This is a genomic window from Mixta theicola, from assembly GCF_002895925.1.
In the GTDB taxonomy this organism is placed as follows: domain Bacteria; phylum Pseudomonadota; class Gammaproteobacteria; order Enterobacterales; family Enterobacteriaceae; genus Mixta; species Mixta theicola.
On record NZ_NWUO01000018.1, the window covers coordinates 1 to 21,359 of the forward strand.

Genomic DNA, 21,359 nt, shown 5'->3' on the forward strand with positions numbered 1-21,359 from the left:
TGAAGGCGAAGCTGCTCTCCTGGTACTGCACGCAGTACTCCCACGCCCGGTAGCTGCCGCTCAGCCGGTCCTCCACCTGCACCCCGTACTCCGCCAGCAGCCGGTGGATTATCTGCACCGCCGTCTGCCCCTGGAAGATGCGCGAGTTCCTGTCGCGCTTCATCGGCCACAGGTCCGGCTCCACGGTCAGCTCGTACACCGCGTAGCGCGTGCCGCCCAGCTCCTCGCTGTGTACCGCCACCCGGGTAATTTTGCCGTTGATGTGCCGCGTGCCCGCCAGAAACTTCCCGGTGGGGATAGCCAGCGTCAGCGGCTGGCCCAGCAGGGCGTGCCGGTCGGCGCGGGCGTCGGTGCCCAGCAGCGTGACGGTGAGCGCAAAGGGGTACGACAGCGCCTCGCGGCCCTTCAGCTTCCAGAAAAGCAACCCCTCCTGCGGGAGCCGGGCGGTAATACGTTCAGTCATAGGCGAGTTCCGTTCTCAGCGAGGCCCGCTGCGGCGGGCGATAATAATAATGAAATAAGAATAGAGCCAGAGTTTATCAGACGTAAGACCTGAGAAAATAACAAAATAGTGAGTTAAACAGGACCATCGCCTGCCATAGTTGAAATATTTTGCTTATTACGCGCTACCGTATTACCGCCAGTAAGTCCAGCCAAAGCGCCCACGGCTTTATCACATGCATCCTATTCTGCAATAGTACCGTCATCGCGCGTGAACCAGCCAATATCCGAATTGAGGAAGGTTCTTAAGGCCGCCAGGAAGCGGTGGCTTTTTATCAGGCAATTTCCCCGCCTTGCCAGGCAGGCAGGCAGGCAGGCAGGCAGGGATTGTTCCTGTCCGGCTCCGATCCGCAACAGCGCAATCAGGGCGCCATTACGTCAAAACGTTGGGTATCGGCCGACTGCAGCGACATCGGCGGCGTTAGCTGCAGCGTTATCCAGTTAGAGGTCACGCGCTGCTGCTTGTTGTCCTCCAGCGTCACCGACAGCCGATACTGATTGCTGGCACCGGGGGTGTTATCCCAGGCAGGCATAATCACTGTCCACCCCTGCGGGCTGCGGTTATTCGGCGGCGGCGTCAGGCTCAGCGCCTGCGTATCGCCCTGCCAGCTGACGGCGGTAATCTCATTGGCGGCGCGGATCTGCAGTTTCAGCGTCAGCGCCTCACCTGAACTGAGCCGCCACGGCGGCGTGGCCAAAAATACCGACAGCGTTTTGCGCTGGCGGAACTCCAGCACCGGGGTATTATTGCGCTCAACCAAATCGTAGCGGCTGCCGCGCAGCGATCGCGCCCCGGCAACATTGTTGGCGGAAAGCTGCTTGCTCAGCGCCACGCCGGGACGATAGTTAATCTGCATGCCCAGCTGATCCTGCGACTGACCGCTTTCGCCCGCTTTATGCGAGGCGGTAAACGTCAGCAGCGGCACCGGCGTGTAATTAACCCCTACCTTCACCGCCGTCGGGTTTTTCTCCAGGCTGCCGCTATTGAACAAATCGACCTCATCGCCCAGATATTGCTCCCAGGTTACCGATACGCCCAGCTGGCGATAAAACGGCAAATAACCCTGGGTAGTAATATCGTAGCCGCGCGCCATGCGATTTTGCTGGCTACTGCTGTTGCGCCAACCGCTCAGCGGCGCATAGTAATTTGCCGAAAGGCGCAGGAAATTACTCCAGGCTTCGGTGCCGAGCGAGGCGCGCTGTAGCCCTGAATCTAACTGACGATCGACCAGCGCGTTATAGCCCAGCAGCCAGTTACCGGCAACCCAACGCTGGCCCAGCCCGGCATTGCCCACCAGCCCTTCATCGGTTTGCGTCACGCCCAGCTGCGAAAAGGTCAGATACTGATAGTTATCCTGCCACGGCGTAAGCAGCTGGCCGCCGCTGCCGATAAAATTACCCTCATATCCACCTGGAGCGACAGCTGCGCCGTGCCGTAGGGAGAAAGCAGCGACTGCCCTTCATTTACCAGCCGATCGGTTACCTCATCGCGCAGATGATTAAACGCCCAGACGCCCGCCTGTTGCCCAAACGACACGTCGCTGGTGTTGTTGCTGGCTTCGCCGATGCTTTTGGCGATCTGCGCCAGACGCGTTGAAAAGGCATCTTCTGACGAGACGTCGCCGCCAAGGCTGGGAAGCGCCTGCTGCATAGCGCTAAAACGCGCTGGATCGTCAAAGGGAGCGTCGGGCACGCTGCCTGCCGACTGAAACGCCCCGGCGTCAGGGATCAGCAGTGGCGTGCCGAGTAACAGCAGAATAAAAGTGGATAAGGTAAATCGATGCGTTAATACCATAGCTGCGTCAAGGTTAGCTTAGCCTGTCATGACCCGCGGTCAGGAAAAGAAAAGTAACCCTGATCTTAGCATAATTGTGAATTGGATCATGAATTTCCGCCTGAGGCCGTCGCTGGCTTAGCCGGACTGCTGCGCGTCCGACAGCCCTTCCGCCGCGTCCTCCGTCGTCGGGCGATACAGCGTTACCACCTCGCCCACGATAATCAGCGAGGGTGACTGCGGCTGATATTGCGCGATGGTTGCCGCCAGCGTCGCCAGCGTGGCGATCAATACGCGCTGGTCATGCCGCGTCCCGCGCTCAACCACGGCAACCGGCGTATCGGCGGCGCGCCCGTGCCGACAAAGCTGAAGGCTTAGCTCGGCGCTCCAGGTGAGCCCCATATAGAATACCAGCGTCTGGCTGGCATCCTGCAGGCTTTCCCAGGCGAGCTGCGGCTTGCCCTCTTTGCCATGACCGGTAATAAAACGCACCGACTGCGCCATTTCCCGGTGCGTCAGCGGGATGCCGCAGGCGGCGGCACAGCCGGTAGCGGCGGTAATACCAGGCACGATCTGACAGGCAATGCCTGCGGCCTGCAGCTGCTGCATCTCTTCACCGCCGCGGCCAAAAATAAAGGGATCGCCGCCCTTGAGCCGTACCACATTGCGCCCGCTGCGGGCTAAATCCACCAGCAGCTGGCTAATCTGGTGCTGTTTCATGCCGTGAAAGCCCGGCGTTTTGCCTGCGTCGAGCGCCAGCGTGCTGGCGGGGATCAGCGCCAGCACCTCCTCACTAACCAGACGATCGTAAACCACCACGTCCGCCTCGCCGAGCAACCGCAGCGCCTTAAGCGTTAATAACCCGGCATCGCCCGGCCCGGCCCCCACCAGCCAGACGCTGCCCTGCGGCTGGCTAACGCTGCCGCTTAAAAGCTTGTTCAGTGCAGGTAACCGCTGCGTCATACTGACCTCCCGCTTACCGCCTCAGCCTGCTGAGGGGCATATTGTTCAATAAGTTTTTTCAGCTCCGGCAGGCAGGAGCCGCAGTTAGTCCCGCACTTCAGCTGCTGCCCCAGCGCCGCACAGGTCAACGCGCCCTGGCGAATCGCGGCGGCAATTTGCTGTTCTCCCGTGCCGAAACAGCTGCAGACGGTTTTCCCGCGCGTTTCGCCCTGTACGGCACGCCCCGCCAGCAGCGCAAAACGCGACGCCGACGAGGCGGGCGGCTGCTGAAAGGCGGCGACGATCGAGACATCATCAAGCACCGGACGGCGCGCGGCGGCGTAAAAGGCGAGCTTAACCTCGCCCTGATGCCAGGCGACCAGATGATAAAAAGCCCGATCGTCGCCCGCCTGCTGCAGCGTCCATTCAGGTTGTAGCAGCGCCTGCAGCCAGCGACGCGGATCGCCCTGATGCGCCAGCGTAAAGCGGGTAATCCCGTCCGCTACCGGTACGCGGCACCACCAGCAGAGCGGCGCAAGAGTGACGTTGTCACGAACAAACAGCGCTCCCTGCCAGTCGCTGTGCCAGGGCTGAATGCGTACCGGCGTCTGTTTGCTTTCCGGCTGGCCGGAATGCGGGCAGCGCCAGGGCGCCACCAGCCGATCGACATTGCCCTCGGCGCAGTACTGCTGGTTCCAGTGCATCGGCACAAACAGCGTACCCGGCGTTTGATCTTCCGTCAGGCTGGCGCGGGCAATCATCCAGCCGTGCCGCGACTGAATACGCACCAGCGCATCGGGCCAGATGCCGTGGCGCAGCGCGTCGTCAGGATGCAGCGCGATAAAGGGTTCGGAATAGTGCTGCAGCAGGCGCGGCACCAGGCCGGTGCGCGTCATGGTATGCCACTGATCGCGAATACGGCCGGTATTCATCATCAGCGGCCAGCGGCGGCTGGCCGCGACGCGCGGTCCGGCAGGCGCTACCGGCAGCAGACGCGCTTTGCCGTCAGGATGATAAAAGCGGCGCGTGCTGAACAGCCGGGCGCACCCCTGCGGAAAGTCGGCGTTTACCGGCCACTGTACCGGCTGCAGGCGATCCCATTCATCGTTGCTGAGCTGCGCCAGTCCACTAATATCAAAAGCGCGCCGTCCGTTATTTTCAAAGCCGGAAAGCGCGGCATGTTCGCGGAATATTTCCGCCGGATGCTGCCAGCTGAAGGCTGCTGCGTAGCCCAGCCGCTGCGCCACCTGCGCCAGAATCCACCAGTCTGGCCGCGCCTCGCCCTGCGGCGGCACAAAGGCGCGCTGGCGCGAAATGCGGCGCTCAGAGTTGGTGACCGTCCCGTTTTTCTCCCCCCAGGCCTGCGCCGGCAGCAGAATATCGGCAAAAGCGCTGGTATCGGTGGCGCGCATTACCTCTGAGACGATAACCAGCTCGCAGCGCTGCAGCGCCTGCGCAACGGCGTTGCCATCCGGCAGCGAGACCGCCGGATTGGTGCCCATAATCCAGACCGCTTTCACCTCGCCGCGGCCAATCGCCTGAAACAGATCGACCGCCTTCAGGCCCGGCTGCGTCGCCACCCGATCGCTGTGCCAGAAGCGCTGTAAACGATCGATATTCTCCGGGGTAAAATCCATCTGCGCCGCCAGCTGGTTTGCCAGCCCGCCTGCTTCGCGTCCGCCCATGGCGTTTGGCTGACCGGTCAGGGAAAAAGGGCCGCTGCCTGGTTGGCCGATTTTGCCGCTAAACAGGTGGGCATTCAGGATAGCGTTGCACTTATCGCTGCCGCTGGAGGACTGGTTAATGCCCATGCACCACAGCGTCAGCACCCGCTGATGCTCAGCAAACAGGCCATAAAACCGTTCTACCTCGCTCTGCGGCAGCTGACACGCCCGCGCCACGCGTTCGGGCGTCCAGTCGGCGGCGGCAGCCAGCGTTTCCCGTACCTGAGCCAGCTGCGGCAGCATGGCGCTATCGCCATAGCCGCCCTGCGCCAGCCAGCGTAACAGTCCGTTAAACAGCGCGCCGTCGCTGCCCGGACTGAGCGGCAGATGCAGATCGGCCAGATCGCAGCTGGCGCTGCGACGCGGATCGATAACGACGACGCGCAGCGCCGGATTCTGCTGTTTCGCCTGCACCAGCCGCTGATACGCGACCGGATGCGTCCAGGCCGCATTGGAGCCGACCAGCACGATAACCCCGGCGTGCGTAAAATCTTCATAACAGCAGGGAACCGCATCAGCGCCCAGCGCACGCTTATAGCCGGTTACCGCCGAGGCCATACACAGGCGCGAATTGGTATCGATATTGCCGCTGCCGAGAAAGCCTTTCATCAGCTTATTGGCAACGTAATAATCCTCGGTCAGCAACTGGCCGGATGCGTAAAACGCCACGGCGTCAGGACCGTGCCGCTGAATAATCGCCTGCAACCGTTCGGCCACGCTATCCAGCGCCGTCTGCCAGGAGACGCGACGCCCGGCGACCTGCGGCCACAGCAGACGGCCCGCAGGCGTAAGGGTTTCTCCCAGCGCCGCGCCCTTCACGCACAGGCGGCCCGCATTGGCCGGATGATGGGCGTCGCCGCAAACGCGCCAGCCCTGCGCGTCCGCGTTGACTTCCACGCCGCAGCCGACGCCGCAGTAAGGACAGGTGGTTTTCATGACGCCGCCGCCACGCTCAGCTTGCCCACCGCCAGCGGCTCGCTGCCGACCAGCACCCGTCCGGCAACGATACGTACCGGCCAGCAGCGCAGCTGTAGATCCGGCCGATCGAGCGCGATGCCGTCACGCAACCGAAAACGCTGCTTATAGAGCGGTGAAATCACCATCGGCTCGCCTGCGGCATCGCCCAGAATACCGCGCGACATCACGCTGGCGGAGGTGTCGGGTTCGTTATCATCCAGCGCATAGATACGATCGGCCAGACGGAACAGCGCGATGCGCTGGCCGCCAAGCCGCGCACCGATGCCCGCCTGCGGCGGAATAGCCTCCAGCGCGCAAATATCGTTCCAGGGTTCGTGCGGCAGCGGCAGGATCGCTGTCTGCGGCGCGTTTGCCGGACGGATTTGACCGCGCTCCAGCTGCCACTGCAGCGTTTCATCCTGCTCATCGCTGTTCAGCGTGGCGCGGAACAGCCGCAGCCGATCCGGCGACGCCAGCGTGGTGCGCCATTCACACTGCCAGCTGTCGACAACCTGCTGCATTTCCCGCTCCAGTTCCGCCCCAATGCCAAGGCTGTCGTGGATAACCACCTCACGCAGATATTCCAGCCCGCCCTCCAGGTTATCCATCCAGACGCTGGTGCGCTGCAGGCGATCGGCGGTGCGTATATAGAACATCAGCAGGCGATCGACATAGCGGATTAAGGTCTGCTCATCCAGATCGCCGGCGAACAGGTCGGCATGGCGCGGCTTCATGCCGCCGTTGCCGCAGACATAAAGGTTCCAGCCGTTTTCAGTGGCGATCACGCCAATATCTTTGCTCTGCGCCTCGGCACATTCGCGGGTACAGCCGGAAACCGCCATTTTGATTTTATGCGGCGCGCGCAGCCCCTTATAGCGATTCTCCAGCTGAATGGCGAAGCCGGTAGAATCCTGTACGCCATAGCGACACCAGCTGCTGCCGACGCACGATTTAACCGTACGCAGCGACTTACCGTAGGCGTGGCCGGTTTCAAACCCGGCGTCGAGCAACGCCTGCCAGATGGCGGGCAGCTGGTCCAGCGCCGCGCCGAACAGATCGATACGCTGACCGCCGGTAATTTTGCTGTAGAGATTGAAGCGTGCGGCCACCTGACCGATGGCAATCAGCCCCTGCGGCGTGATCTCACCGCCGGGAATACGCGGCACCACCGAGTAGCTGCCGTCTTTCTGAATATTGGCAAAGTAACGATCGTTGGTCTCCTGAAGCGGCAGATGCGGCGGCTTCAGCAGATAATCATTCCAGCAGGAGGCCAGAATCGAGGCGGCCAGCGGCTTGCAGATCTCGCAGCCGTGACCGCGCCCGTGCAGCGCCAGCAGCTGTTCAAAGGTTTTGATTTGGCCAGTGCGCACCAGATGATAAAGCTGCTGACGTGAATAAGCGAAGTGTTCGCAAACGTCTTTCTTTACCTCAACGCCCTGCGCTGCCAGCTGATGATCCATTACCTGCTTTACCAGCGCGCTACAGCCGCCGCAGCCGGTAGCGGCTTTGGTACAGCTTTTCAGCGTAGCCATATCGCCGCAGCCGCTGCTGACCGCGCGGCAAATGTCGCCTTTGCTGACGTTATGACAGGAGCAAATTTGCGCGCTTTCCGGCAGCGCCGCCACGCCCGGCGCTTTTGCGGACGCGCCGACAGAGCGCGGCAGGATCAGGTGTTCCGGCTGGGGCAGCAGCGGAATATCATTAAGCATCATCTGCTGCAGTTCGCTGTATTCGCTGCTATCGCCCACCAGCACCGCGCCCAGCAGCCGTTTGCCATCGGCGGAAACCACGATTTTCTTGTAAATGGCCTGCGGGCCGTTGGTCCAGTGATAGCTCTGGCTGCCCTCGCTACGGCCATGGGCATCGCCCAGCGAGGCCACCTCCACGCCCAACAGCTTCAGTTTGGTACTCATATCCGCGCCGGTGAAGGCGGCGTTTTCATCCGCCAGTCGGCTGGCCAGCACCCGCGCCATCTGATAGCCCGGTGCGACCAGGCCGAATATCTGGCCCTGCCACAGCGCACATTCACCAATCGCCGCAATGGCCGGATCGCTGGTGATACAGCCATCGTCAATCACAATACCGCCACGCGGCCCCAGCGTGAGCCCGGCCTCGCGCGCCAGCTCATCACGCGGGCGGATCCCGGCGGAAAACAGAATCAGATCGCTGTGCAGCGTGCTGCCATCGGCAAAGTGCAGCCGCAGCGAGCCATTCTCCAGCGTTTCAATCTGTCGCGTTTCGGTGCCGGTCAGCACCGTGACGCCAAGCGCTTCGATTTTACGCCGCAGCATCTGCGCGCCGCCGTCATCCAGCTGCACCGCCATCAGGCGCGGGGCAAATTCCACCACGTGCGTTTCCAGACCCAGCGTTCTCAGCGCGCTGGCCGCTTCCAGCCCCAGCAGGCCGCCGCCGATGACCACGCCGCGTCTGGCGCTGGCGGCGCGCGCTCTGATGGCGTCGAGATCGGTTAAGGTGCGATAAACAAAACAGTTGGCCGCGTCAAAGCCGGGAATCGGCGGTACGAACGCGTAAGAGCCGGTGGCGAGCACCAGCCGGTCCCAGGCCATTTCACGTCCGCTGTCATCGCGCACGCAGCGCCGCTGTGGATCGATGTGGGTGATTTTTTCGTGACAACGTAACTCAATATCATGGCTGGCAAAAAAATCTTCACCAGCCAGCGACAGCGCCTGCGCATCGCGGCCGGAAAAGTAGTCGGATAGATGTACGCGATCGTAGGCACTGTGCGGCTCCTCACCGTAGACCACCAGCTGATAGCGCAGATGCAGCTGCTTGTGTACCAGCTGTTCAAGAAAATAGTGGCCAACCATGCCGTGACCTATTACCACCATAACCGGTTTGTTCATCGCTTTACTCTCCGCAGCCTCAGGCTGCCTGTCGTGATGGGTGAAGCCAAACAGCGCGCCCTCTGTTACCGGGGCGCCGCGTTGCAGATGGTGCAGCAGCGAGGCTGCCGCTGAGGTATCGCCATACAGGATCGCGCCGGTCAGCCTGCCGTCGCGCAGTACCAGCCGCCGATAGTGCTGACTGAGCGGATCGCTGGCGGTCAGCGAACGGCTACCGGGCGCTGTGCCGGTCTCACCGACGCTAAAAATGTCGATGCCGGTCACTTTCAGCCGGGTTCCCTGCGCCCGGTAGTGAAAGTCAGCAATGGGAGAATCGGCCAGCTGATGCGCCAGTACTTCCGCCTGCGCCAGGCACGGCGCCAGCAGGCCAAAGGTTTCGCCGTCAATTTCGCAGCACTCACCCAACGCCCAAATATCCGGCAGCGCGCTACGCAGCTGACGATCGACCAGAATGCCCTGACCGCAGGGAATATTGGCGGCACGCGCCACGGCGATGGCTGGCCTGACGCCGACGGCAATAATCACCTGCGCCGCCGGCAGCGTTTCTCCGCAGGCCAGTGTGACACTGTCACTGTTAATGCGAACGATGCCCGACGCCAGGCAGCAGCGGATGCCGCGCTGATACAGCGCCTGCGCCAGCAGGCCGCCGGCGGTTTCATCCAGCTGGCGATCCAACAACCAGCCGTGACGATGAACCAGCGTGACGTCACGACCCCGCAAACGCAGCGCTGCCGCCGCTTCAATCCCCAGCAGACCGCCGCCCAGCACCGCTACCGGCCCATCAAGCACCAGCATACGTTCAACGTCGCGCAACGTGCGGAAGCCGCCGACGTGCGGCAGCTCAATGCCGGGGATTGCGGGCAGCACCGGTTCGGCGCCGGTCGCAAATACCAGCCGATCCCAGCTCAGGGTGCGCCTTTCCGTGGACAGGCGGCGCTGCTGAACCTCCACCGCCACGACCCTTTCTCCCGCCAGCAGCCGGATGCCCTGCTGCTGATACCATTCCGGCGCATGGATAAGCGCCTCCTGAAAGCGTTTTTCACCGCCCAGTACCGGCGACAGCTGAATACGGTTGTAGTTGCCCTGCGCCTCGCTGCCGATCACCGTGATGCGATAGCGTCCGGGCGCCAGCTGCAGCAGGGTTTCCACCATCCGCATCCCCGCCATACCGTTACCGATAACCACCAGATGTTCAGGCATTGCTGACTCCTCAGGCCGCGTGGCGCTGTTTTTCATACAGAAAATGCAGGATTTGCTGGCGCAGATGGTGATAGCGCGGCTCGTCGGCCAGCGCCACGCGCGAACGCGGGCGCGGCAGATCGATGGTCAGGATCTCGCCCAGCGTCGCCGCCGGGCCGTTGGTCATCATCAGCACCCGATCCGACAGCAGCACCGCCTCGTCAACGTCATGAGTAATCAGTACGATGGTGGTGTTCAGCTCCTGCTGAATACGCATCACGCTGTCCTGTAAATGGGCGCGCGTCAGGGCATCCAGCGCGCCGAACGGCTCATCCATCAGCAGGACGCGCGGTTTCATCGCCAGCGCGCGGGCAATGCCAACGCGCTGTTTCATGCCGCCCGACAGCTCCGCCGGTCGCTTATCGGCCGCATGGCTCATCTGCACCCGCGCCAGGTTATGCTCAATCCACTCACGCCGCTCCGCCCGGCTCATGCTGTGCTGAAACACCTGATCTACCGCCAGCGCCACGTTGTCCTGCGCCGACAGCCACGGCAGCAGCGAGTGATTCTGAAAAACCATAGCCCGTTCCGGGCCGGGTCCGGCAATCTCCCGGTTATCGCACAGCAGCACGCCGTCGCCGGGCAGCGTCAGTCCGGCGATAAGGTTAAGCAGCGTCGATTTACCGCAGCCGGAATGCCCAATCAGCGTGAGGGTTTCCCCGGCGCGCACGTCAAAGGAGACGTTGTCCAGCGCCAGAAATTCGCCCCCGGCGGTATGAAAACGCTGGCTGACGTTTTGCACCTGAATAATATTTTGCATGGCGTAACCCCTTATTTTTCCCAGCTGAAACGACGCGCCAGCAGCATGAGTCCCTGCTCCAGCAGCAGGCCCACCACGCCGATAATAAAAATGGCGATCAGAATGTTTTCTACGTTGAGGTTGTTCCACTCGTTCCAGATCCAGAAGCCGATGCCCAGCCCGCCGGTCAGCATTTCAGCGGCGACGATCACCAGCCAGGCGATGCCAATCGACAGGCGCACGCCGGTCAGCACCGCAGGCAGCACCGCCGGAAACAGAATTTTGCGCATGATGGTCCATTCAGAAAGCTTCAGTATCCGCGCTACGTTGAGGTAATCCTGCGGGATACGCTGTACGCCTTCGGCGGTATTGATGATCATCGGCCAGATCGAGCAGATAAAAATGGTCCAGCTGGAGGCGGGTTCGGCTCGCTGAAACAGCAGCAGGCCAATCGGCAGCCAGGCCAGCGGGCTGACCGGGCGCAACAGCGCAATCAGCGGATTGAACATATCGGCCAGAAAACGAAAGCGCCCGATCAGGAAACCCGCCGGGATGCCCGCCAGCGCCGCCAGGCCGAAGCCCACCGCGACGCGCGTCAGCGAGGCGATAATGTTCCAGCCGATCCCCTGATCATTAGGGCCGCCGTTATAAAAGGGATGGGCAAACAGCGTCAGCGCCGCCTGTCCGGTACTCAGCGGCGTGGGAAAGCCGCTGCTGTTCAGCGCCGCGATCTGCCAGACGCCGAGCAACAGCAGCAGGCCGCAGCAAAGCGGGATTAACCGCTTCAGTAGCGCGTTAAACGGCCAGCGACGACGACGCGGGCGCGGCGATGCGGGCGGCAACAGGATGACTTCCGCCACGGCGGGCGCTTTTTCCACGGTCGGCACGATCTGAGCTTCATTCTTCATGCGGGTTCTCCTCGGCGTTTAATGGCGAAATCGGTAGCCCAGGCGGCAGGATTGCTGCCGTCCCAGACCCTGCCGTCGATCAGCGTGCTGCGCCGCATCTCACTCTGCGGCACCACGATATTGCCGACCGCGCTGGCGGCCTGGCGGTAAACCTCGGTGCGGTTAATGGCGCGCGCCACCGCGTGATAATCGGGCTGCTGTTTCAGCAGGCCCCAGCGCTGCAACTGGGTTAAAAACCACATGCCATCCGACAGCCAGGGAAAGCTCACTTCGCCGTCGCGGAAAAATTGCATGCCGTGCGCATCCTGCCAGCGGTGGCCCAGGCCATCCTGATACTGGCCGAGCATTCGTCCGGTAATGGTGTCCGCCTGGGTATTGAGCCAGGCGCGCCCGGCAATCGCCCGCGCGGTTTCCCGGCGGTTATCGTCTGAGGCATCGATCCAGCGGGCGGCTTCCAGCACCGCTGCGGTCAGGGCGCGGGCGGTATGGGGATTGTCATTCACCCACTGCGCGCGCGTGGCCAGGATTTTTTCCGGATGATCCGGCCAGACCTGCTGGCTGGTCACGGCGGTATAGCCGACATTCTCGCTGATGGCGCGCTGATTCCACGGCTCGCCCACGCAGAAGCCGCTCAAATTGCCGATTTTCATATTCATCACCATCTGCGGCGGCGGCACTACCAGCAGGCGCAGGTCGCGGAAGGGATCGATACCCACGCTGGCCAGCCAGTAATAAAGCCACATGGCGTGGGTGCCGGTGGGAAAGGTATGCGCAAAGCGATAGGTTCCCGGCTCGCTGGCAGCCACCCGCTGTTGCAGGCTGCTGCCGTCGATGACGCCCTGCGTCCTGAGCTGGTTGGATAGCGTAATCGCCTGGCCGTTGTTGTTCAGCGTCATCAGATTCGCCATCGCCTGTTGCTTACCGGCAATGCCGAGATGCAGCCCATAAATCATGCTGTACAAGGCGTGGGCGGCATCCAGCTCGCCGGAGGCCAGCTTATCGCGCACCGCAGCCCAGCTCGCCTCTTTCGACGGCTGCAGGCTGATGCCATGCTTTTTATCGAACCCTTTTAAAGCCGCCATTACTATCGGGGCGCAGTCGGTAAGCGGGATAAAGCCGACGCGCACCTGCGGTTTTTCCGGCGCATCAGAACCGGCAGCCCAGACCGCATTGCGTAACCCCGGCACCAGCCAGCTGCCCGCAGCCAGGGCGCTGCCGACGAGAAAACGACGACGTGACGATATAAAACGCGCGTTGCTCATTCTGTGGTTCCTGAAAAAAAGAATAAAAAAAGGCGTCTGTCGCATGGGCTGAAAGCCTGCGACCGGACGCCTTTATCCAAAGCACTCGTTTCACCGCCGTTGGCGAAACAAATGCGTAAGTTTTATTAAATTATTGCAAACAGCGTGCCAGTTTCTTTAAGCCGTCTGGCGCGGCTTTTACGCGCGTAAGCGCCTGCTGGCGCACTCTGCTGTGACATATCACGCACGCTGATTGTGCAGCTACCTGGTTTGAGGTAGCGAGAAGGCCGCAGCCACTTCCACCATCGCCCGCGCAATCTCGCCGACCCGCTTATTTTGATCCATCGCCATTTTGCGCAGCGTATGCCAGGCCTGCTGTTCATCGCACTGATGATGCTGCATTAATAGCGCTTTGGCGCGATCGATCTGTTTGCGCTCCGCCAGCGCGGCGTGCATCGCCGCCAGCTCGTCGCTCTGCGCCTGCAGGCGCTGGGCCTGATTCTCTATCAGCGCTAACAGCGAACGCCCCAGCTGTGGCGCAATCCCGGCGACATCCAGCGCGCCGCCCTCCTCCAGCCAGGGCGCATCCGCTACATACAGGTTGTAGCCCAGCGGCTGCCAGCAGGCCTCCGTCGGCGGCGCGGCGTTTGCCGCTTCCAGCTGAGCGATACCGTGACGACAAACCTGCATCACCTGCTGCCGGAGACGTGCTTCTATCTGCTTCATCCCATCCAGCCGCTCGCTGATCAGCCGAAACCAGTGCTGCGCATTGACACCGCGCGGGTTCATCCCGCTACAGGCGATGCGCCGCAGCTTTTCTGTCTCCTGTCCCGCTTCGGCGATGGCGCGCCAGGCCTGCAGGCTGCCCTCATCGGCAAACTGGCAGAAGGTGCTGAAACTACGATCCTGACACTCCAGCAGCGTTATCAGCTGCTGACGATCCGCTTTGCTGAACGCTCCGGCGGCAAACCCCGCCGCGCCGGTTGCCCGCTCCTGCCCGGCCAGCTCTTTGCCCTGCATAAAGCTGAACAGAGCGAGCAGCGCCCGCGACATGCTGTGGCTGGCGTTATCCGCCGCCTCGAATATCAGATGCAGCAGATGCCGTATCAGTTCGCTGAACTGCTGCATCGCTTCGGCATGGGGCAGCTGACGACGCTGTACCTGTGCACGCAGCGCCTCCAGCCCGCTTAGCGCCTGCAGCGCCAGCGCCACGCGGCCGTAAAGGCGACCGGCGGCGGCACGCTCTTCCGGCCCCGGCAGCTGCACCAGCATAGCGCTCAACGCCTCATCGACCTCGTGTTGCCGCGTGGCCAAATGCGGCGGCGTCAGTCTGGTATCGGTACACAGCCAAAGCGTGGATATACCGCGCTCGCGCTGTAAGGCATGAATTAATGCGCTAATCGCATCCAGCAACGCCTCGCTATTTAACAGTTCCTGCAACGCTAGCCGCTCGTTTTCCCGTGACGCTGACAGATAACGCCAGGCATAACCGGTGGTGTTTTGCATCATCGTTCGCCCCGTAAACACTATCCCGTCAAAGATTAAGCAAACTACGTGCCGCTTATTTCAACGGCGCCGCCATAGTTTTTACTTATATTTTGCGCCTACGCCTCAAGTTGTGCGCGCGCCTAACCGATACCCGATAAATCCCATTCCCGTTCATTGAGGCTCCACCATGCTCTCTTCCATTCGTGCCCGTATTGTCGCTATTACTACCGCCTGCGTAGTGGTGGCGTTAATGATTAACGCCACGCTGAACTATCTGGTAACGGAAAAATATAATCAGCAGACCATCAGCAGCACGCTGAAAGCGGCGGTCGATAGCCATAACGCCGCGATTGCCGAATGGGTTAACGGTAAATCCACCATGATCGCCTCGCTGCAGGCGGCGGCGCTGAGCGCCGATCCGGTCCCGGCGTTCCGGCAGATTGCGGCGGCGGGCGGCTTTACCAACGTGTATGCCGGCTATGCCAGCAAAGTGGCGAAATTTTCCGACGCGGCCGGCATTCCCCCTGATTTTGATCCGACGGGTCGCCCGTGGTATTTGCAGGCGCAGGCGGCCGGAAAACCGGTGGTGACGCCGCCCTATGTCGATGTCGCCAGCGGCAAGCTGGTAGTGGCCTTCGCCGTTCCGGTGTTACAGAACGGCACGCTGCAGGCGGTGCTGTCCGGCGACGTGGCGATGGACAACGTGGTGGCGAACGTAGGCTCAATTCACCCTACGCCCGCCAGCAGCGGTCTGCTGATCGATAAAAAAGGCATGATTGTGACCACCAGCGATGCGAAAATGGCCCTGAAACCGGTGAAAACGTTGCTGCCGGATCTCGACGTATCCGCCCTGCTGAGCAGCGACACGCCGGTAGCGGCGCAGCTGAACGGCGTGGATAAGCTGCTGCTGGCGAAGCCGGTCAGCGGCACCGACTGGTATCTGGTGGTGGCGCTGGATCGCGCGGAAGCTTACGCCGGTATGCATTCGCTGCTTTCCGCCTCGGCGGTTTCGCTGATCCTGCTGGTATTCGTCGCCGCGCTGACGATCGGCCTGCTGACTGGCGCCCTGATGCGTCGCCTGCTGTCGATTCGTGATGCGATGCGCGCGATCGGCTCTGGCGATAATGATCTGACCCAGCGCCTGCCGGTCAACGGTAATGATGAGGTCTCGCAAATCGCCAGCGCCTTTAACGCCTTTACCGATAAGCTGGCGACGGTGATGACGCAGCTGCGGGACGCCAGCGCCTCGGTGCAGGTGGCAGCCAATGAGATTGCTACCGGCAACGCCGATCTTTCCGGGCGTACCGGGCAGGCGGCCAATAATCTGCGCGAAACGGTAAGCGCGATGGATACGATTAGCCAGTCGGTAACCCAGTCAACCCAGTCGGCGATACAGGCTAATCAGCAGGCGGCCTCCGCTTCTGAAGCCGCACGACACGGCGGCGAAGTGGTTTCCAGCGTGATCGCGACCATGGAAACCATCGAACAGGCCTCCGGCAAAATCGGCGATATTATCAGCGTGATCGACGGCATCGCCTTCCAGACCAATATTCTGGCGCTGAACGCAGCGGTCGAGGCCGCGCGCGCCGGCGAACAGGGACGTGGTTTCGCGGTGGTTGCCGGTGAAGTGCGTAATCTGGCGCAGCGCAGCGCGCAGGCGGCGAAAGAGATCAAAACCCTGATCGACAGCACGACTCAAAGCGTGGCGACCGGCTCGCGCTATGTGCGGATGGCGGGCGAAAGCATGAATATTATCGTCAGCAGCGTTGCCAGCGTTTCTGACATTATGGAGGGTATTACGCTGGCCAGTGAAACCCAGCTGCACGGTATTCAGGGCGTCCATTTAGCGATTGGCAAACTGGATGAAATGGTGCAGCAGAACGCCGAACTGGTGGTGGAATCGACCGCCGCCGCCGACGCGCTGAAGTTTCAGGCCAACGAACTGGCCGATACCGCAGGTCACTTCCGTCTGTAAATTCTGAAATACGTCGCCTGACGGTGATTTAACACCGTCGGGCGAGGTCGCTCTCCCGTCCCATTTTCTTCTTTTGCGCGTTGCATTAAGCCTGCGCCATGCCTGCTTTGCTGACTATACTTGCCACATACCGCTCTGATACCGCCGCAGGGCGATGACGCACGGCGACGAATAACATGAGAAACAGACCCGCGCAATGGTTTGAAATCTCAAAAGTGTCAGGTAGACTGAGCCTGGTTTTATCTTTCTGTAAATCTGAGCAATTTTTCCAGCCAGCCGCGTCACAGAACGGCAAGCGTCAGGCTTGCCCGCCGCGTCTCTGCGCTACACGCTCTGGCTTTTGTCCAGATAATCTGATGAGATCGTGAGGATCAAAGTGAAAATTCGTTTCGCGCTGACATTACTCGCTGTTATGACCGTTGCTGGCTGTAAACCACCCGCACCGCCCGTCAATGACGACACGCTGGTCAGCAGCACCGTCAACGGCGTGACGCTGGTGCATCGTCATGCGGTCAGTGCGCCCGGCGAGTTTACGCCGGTTGATGAGAGCTATCGCGCACTGTACGACGCATCGGTTATGACGACGCCCGACTACGGCGGCAAAGTGGTGCGCTATCTGGAAAACGGCAAGCCTTTCCAGGTGCTTGGCAAGGTAGAAAATGACTGGCTGGCGATCGCCGAGCCGGATGACACGCAGCTTATCGGCTATGTGCCGATGAAGGCCGGAGTGCCCAGCGTTCGCTATGAGCAGACGCTGCGCAACGATCGCCCGCGTCCGCGCCGCGCCAGTAAGCAGGTGTGTGTCGATGTCGGCGGCACCAGTAAAGCCTGCCGCAAAGCCAATACCGCCACCTGGATCCTTGATTAAGCTACGCCTGCCGGCGCATAACCCGGCAGGAACTCTCGGTTACTGCTGAAAATGGGATATTTTCGGTCTGGAATAATGTGATTCAATGACGCCTGTAGATACTGCCCGTGAAGCACACAGCACGAGCACGGATAATATATTACTGGCAGCGGCCTCCCCGCTGTTGAATACCATTGTGCATATTCGTATGGCTGCCACGCATGACGATCCGGCCGGGTTACGCCTGCAGCTGGTGGAAGAGGTGCGTCAGTTTGAAAACCGCTGCAAACAGGCTGGCCTGCCGTTTGAAACCATTATCGGCGCCCGCTACTGTCTTTGCAGCACGCTGGACGAAGCGGCGGCGCAAACCCCGTGGGGCATTCGCGGCGTCTGGTCGGGCAACGGCCTGCTGGTTACCTTCCATAACGAAAGCTGGGGCGGCGAAAAGTTTTTCCAGCTGCTCTCCCGTCTGTCGCAAATGCCGACGCAGCATCTGGCGCTGCTGGAGGTGATTCATTATTGTCTGCTGCTGGGTTATGAAGGCCGCTATCGCGGCATGGAGAATGGCCGTCAGCAGCGCGATACTCTACGCACCCGCCTTGGACAGCTGATTGCCGAAACTCGCCAGAACATCGATGCGCCCGCCAGCGTGACGGTGGAAGCCAGGCCGCTGACCAGCCAGTTCTGGCGACCGCCGGTGCCGCTCTGGAGCTGTTTGCTTATTACCGCGTTAATTGCCAGCCTGATTTATAGCGGGCTTAACTGGCGGCTGGGCAGCCAGGCTGAGCCGCTGCTGCGCGCCATCTATCAGGCGCCGCTGCCTGAAGTGACGTTGTCACGCGGAGCGGCGACGCCGCAGTCATTACTTAATTTACGCCAGCGCTTAAGCGATGTGCTGGCCGCCGGTCAGCTGGAAGTCACCGATGGCCCCTTCGGCAGCAAAATTATTCTGCCCGCCGCTAAACTTTTCGAACCGGACGCGACCGTGCTGAACAGCTCTGGGCGGGCATTGCTGATGCGCGTTGCCGCCGCGGTACAGGATATTAAAGGCACCCTGCTGGTTTCGGCCTATACCGATAATCGCACACCGCGCGATAACCGCTTCCCGTCCAGCTATGAGTATTCTCTGGCGCGGGCGAAAGCGATTAGCGCCCTGCTCAATCAGCAGCTGACGCCCGGCCATCAGGTTAAGGCCGAGGGACGCGGCGATAGCGAGCCGCTGCTGCCGAACGACAGCGAAGAGAATCGCGCCCGCAATCGACGTATCGAAATTACGCTGTTCGCCGCGCCAGCCCCGGCGAACCCTGCGCCAAAGGAGAAGCCGTAATGAAGAAAGTATGGCCCCCCTTGCTTGCCAGTCGCCTGGCCTGGGGCTTTATCGGCATCAGCGCCTTTGCCTGTCTGGTCTGGATTATCGGCCCGCTGTTGATCGTTAACGATTCGCGCCCGCTGGAGCCGGTGTTTAATCGCCAGCTGGTGATTGGGCTCGGCTATTTTTTCTGGATCCTGATGCAGCTGATCCCCCGGCTGTATAACGCCTGGTTTAATAATCGTCTGCTGACCAATCTGCAGCAGCAGGTGGTGCTCGATCCGGCGGAGCAGCAGGCAACTGAAAGCATGCTCACCGATCGCTTTAACGAAGCCATTACCCTGCTGAAGAAAGCGCAGTTTGGCCGGAAACGTCACGGCAGCCGCTGGCAGCGCTACAGCGCGCCGTGGCTCTATCAGCTGCCGTGGTACATGATTGTCGGCGCGCCGGGCGCCGGTAAGACCACCGCCTTGCTGAACTCCGGGCTGGAGTTTCCTTTAACCGATAGCCTCGGCAAAAGCGCCGTGCGCGGCATTGGCGGCACGCGCCACTGCGACTGGTGGTTTACCGATCGCGCCGTGCTGCTGGATACCGCAGGACGTTACACCCTGCAGGAGAGCCAGCGCGCCCGTGACGCCAGCGAATGGCAAACTTTTATCGCCCTGCTGAAACGCTACCGGGCGCGCCAGCCGATTAACGGCGTGATTATGACCATCAGCGTTGCCGACCTGCTCAGCGATGCCGCCGAGGCGCGTTATGCGCAGGCCACCGCCCTGCGTCAGCGTATGCAGGAGCTGCATCAGCAGACCGGAATCCATTTTCCGGTCTATATCATGGTGACGAAAACCGATTTGCTGAAAGGCTTTATGGACTATTTCGCGACGCTGGATAAGCAGCAGCGCGATCGTATCTGGGGATTTACCTTCCCCTGGGAGCCGAACCGCGACGGCAGCTATCCGCTCAACGGCCACTTTGAACAGCAGTTTACCCTGTTGCAGCAGCAGCTACAGCGCGATGTGGCGCACCGGATGGAGCAGCAGAACGAACTGATACAGCGCGCCGATTGCTTCCTGTTTCCGCAGGAGTTCGCCTCGCTGCGTCCGCTGCTGGCGGAGTATCTGGATATTGTTTTTTCTCCCGTCGATGGCGCGGTCGCCTGGTCGCCGCGCGGCCTGTTCTTTACCAGCGGCACGCAGGAAGGTCTGCCGTTCGATCGCATTATGGGACAGCTAACGCGCAAGCTGCAGCTGCCGCGCACCGGCGAACACTCCATTGCCGCCTGGGATAGCGTTAACCGCGCCGCGCCGATCCCCGGCAATAAAGGGCAAAGCTATTTTATTCGCCATCTGCTTAGCGATCTGATTTTTGAAGAAAGCGGACTGGCTGGCAGCGATCGTCGCTGGGAAGATCGTAATCGCCTGCTGCACTGGACCGCCTACGGCGCGATGGCCGCCGGGCTGCTGCTGGCCTGCGGCCTGTGGTTTACCAGCTACCTGCAAAACCAGCACTATCTGCAGCAGATTGCGCAGCGCGTTCCGCCGTTGACACATCAGGGCGAGGAACTTGCCCGGCAAAACGCCGGCACCATTTTCGATCTGCTACCCTATTTGAATGGCCTGGTGAAGTTGCCGCAGGTAGCGAGTTTTTCTCTGGATAGCCCGCCGCTCAGCATGCGCGCTGGGCTGTATCGCGGCGATCAGATTAGCGACGCCGCCTGGGTGCTGTATCAGAACGCCCTGAAGTCGCTGCTGTTACCGCGCGTTGCCCAGGAAATTACGCGGATTTTAGGCAGTGATAAAGGCGATGACAGCGAATTTAGCCGTAATGCCCTGCGTGCTTATCAAATGCTTTATCAGCCGCGCAACTACGACGGAGAATTCCTGCGCGGCTGGTTGATGCAAAACTTACAGCGTACCCTGCCGGCGAACGTCACCACGCACGATCTTCAGCAGCTTGACTGGCACCTTAGCCAGCTGCTGGACCGGCAGATTCAGTCGTCGCCCTTCGCTCGCGACAACGCATTAATTATGCGCAAGCTGGCGGCCAGCCTGGCGAATTCGGCGCCGGACGGCAGGCAGTTTGCGACAGCGTCCGCAGGAATAACGCAGCGAGCGGGCAATCGGCATCAATGAGGTAACGGTTATGGCGGAGAGAGTAGCCCCCGGCTGGTATGGAAAGCTACCGGTTACCGGCGATTTCCTGCAGCGGCGGCTGTCGGATAGTCTGGTCACCGGCTGGTCCAACTGGTTTCACCAGGGGATCACCCAGTGGCACCAGCAAAAGGTGACCGCTGACGCCTTCCTGCGCGCGCCGGTGTGGAACTTTATTATTCCGGTTACGCCCGGCTTTCAACGTATCCAGATGGGCTGTCTGCTGCCCTCGCGCGATCGCGTTGGCCGCAGCTGGCCGCTGGTGGCGGTGAAAACTTTTACCCCTGAGCAGTGGCATCCGGCGCAGCTGATTATCGCCGGCGACTGGTATCGTCAGCTGGGCAGCGGTTTATTGCAGGCGGTGCGCGAGCCGCAGCCGGTCGATACGCTGGAGCAATATCTGCTGGCGTTGTCCCCGCTGCCGGAGCCGGAAAAGCAGCGATCCGCCATTATGGACGTTATCGGCTATCAGGATCTGCCCTGCACGTTAAGCTGGCGCGAAGTCGCCGACCGCTTTAACCCGCAACATTTTATCAGCTACTGGTGGAGCAACCGCTGCGACGGATTTCCTCACGCCACGCACAAGCACAGCGGCATTTTAAATGCGCAGCTTTTTTCCCTGCTGTTTAACCCGGCCGCAGGCGCGCCACCGGGACGTAACGGCCTTTATCCACCGATGTTTGAGTAGTGCCTTTTGTCCC

The 21,359-nt window shown here is 61.1% G+C and carries 13 protein-coding genes and 1 pseudogene; 5 read left to right on the forward strand and 9 right to left on the reverse strand.

The features are described from left to right. From COO59_RS18155 to COO59_RS18195, 9 genes and pseudogenes are all read right to left on the reverse strand, one after another. Positions 1–463 (reverse strand): contractile injection system protein, VgrG/Pvc8 family (locus tag COO59_RS18155; RefSeq protein WP_276308279.1); only part of this gene is annotated, 463 nt, incomplete at its 3' end. Positions 464–863: 400 nt separating this feature from the next. Further along, positions 864–2,296 (reverse strand): annotated as a pseudogene (locus tag COO59_RS18160) (YchO/YchP family invasin). Between the two features lie 117 nt (positions 2,297–2,413). Next, positions 2,414–3,238 carry a uroporphyrinogen-III C-methyltransferase gene (gene cobA / locus COO59_RS18165; protein ID WP_103061135.1) on the reverse strand — a complete coding sequence of 275 codons (825 nt, stop codon included), beginning with the start codon at positions 3,236–3,238 and terminating at the stop codon, positions 2,414–2,416. Further along, positions 3,235–5,877 carry a nitrate reductase gene (locus tag COO59_RS18170; protein WP_103061136.1) on the reverse strand — a complete coding sequence of 881 codons (2,643 nt, stop codon included), beginning with the start codon at positions 5,875–5,877 and terminating at the stop codon, positions 3,235–3,237. Before COO59_RS18170 ends, cobA begins: the two co-directional genes overlap by 4 nt. Then, complete coding sequence (gene nirB / locus COO59_RS18175; RefSeq protein WP_103061137.1) at positions 5,874–9,962, reverse strand: nitrite reductase large subunit NirB; 4,089 nt, start codon at positions 9,960–9,962, stop codon at positions 5,874–5,876. Before nirB ends, COO59_RS18170 begins: the two co-directional genes overlap by 4 nt. 10 nt (positions 9,963–9,972) lie before the next feature. After that, entirely contained in the window at positions 9,973–10,761 is a 789-nt protein-coding gene (locus COO59_RS18180) for an ABC transporter ATP-binding protein (RefSeq protein WP_103061138.1), read from the reverse strand. Between the two features lie 11 nt (positions 10,762–10,772). Beyond that, positions 10,773–11,648 carry a nitrate ABC transporter permease gene (gene ntrB, locus COO59_RS18185; RefSeq protein ID WP_103061139.1) on the reverse strand — a complete coding sequence of 292 codons (876 nt, stop codon included), beginning with the start codon at positions 11,646–11,648 and terminating at the stop codon, positions 10,773–10,775. Continuing rightward, complete coding sequence (locus COO59_RS18190; RefSeq protein WP_103061140.1) at positions 11,645–12,910, reverse strand: CmpA/NrtA family ABC transporter substrate-binding protein; 1,266 nt, start codon at positions 12,908–12,910, stop codon at positions 11,645–11,647. The genes ntrB and COO59_RS18190 overlap by 4 nt, the downstream gene beginning before the upstream one ends. A 240-nt stretch (positions 12,911–13,150) precedes the next feature. After that, entirely contained in the window at positions 13,151–14,398 is a 1,248-nt protein-coding gene (locus tag COO59_RS18195; protein ID WP_240614161.1) for a nitrate- and nitrite sensing domain-containing protein, read from the reverse strand. A gap of 166 nt (positions 14,399–14,564) precedes the next feature. Between COO59_RS18195 and COO59_RS18200 the strand changes: the two genes are divergently transcribed. The 5 genes from COO59_RS18200 (at position 14,565) to tagF (ending at position 21,346) form a co-directional block, all read left to right on the forward strand. Then, complete coding sequence (locus COO59_RS18200) at positions 14,565–16,352, forward strand: methyl-accepting chemotaxis protein (protein WP_103061141.1); 1,788 nt, start codon at positions 14,565–14,567, stop codon at positions 16,350–16,352. Positions 16,353–16,764: 412 nt separating this feature from the next. Then, complete coding sequence (locus COO59_RS18205) at positions 16,765–17,220, forward strand: SH3 domain-containing protein (protein ID WP_103061179.1); 456 nt, start codon at positions 16,765–16,767, stop codon at positions 17,218–17,220. Positions 17,221–17,305: 85 nt separating this feature from the next. Then, the gene (icmH, locus tag COO59_RS18210; RefSeq protein WP_103061142.1) at positions 17,306–18,526 is read left to right on the forward strand and encodes a type IVB secretion system protein IcmH/DotU; all 1,221 of its coding nucleotides are present in this window, start codon (positions 17,306–17,308) and stop codon (positions 18,524–18,526) included. Further along, on the forward strand, positions 18,526–20,640 hold the full coding sequence (gene tssM / locus COO59_RS18215) for a type VI secretion system membrane subunit TssM (RefSeq protein WP_103061143.1): 2,115 nt from the start codon (positions 18,526–18,528) through the stop codon (positions 20,638–20,640). The genes icmH and tssM overlap by 1 nt, the downstream gene beginning before the upstream one ends. A 10-nt stretch (positions 20,641–20,650) precedes the next feature. Continuing rightward, positions 20,651–21,346, forward strand: a complete 696-nt coding sequence (gene tagF / locus COO59_RS18220; RefSeq protein WP_103061144.1) for a type VI secretion system-associated protein TagF — start codon at positions 20,651–20,653, stop codon at positions 21,344–21,346. Positions 21,347–21,359 lie beyond the last annotated feature (13 nt).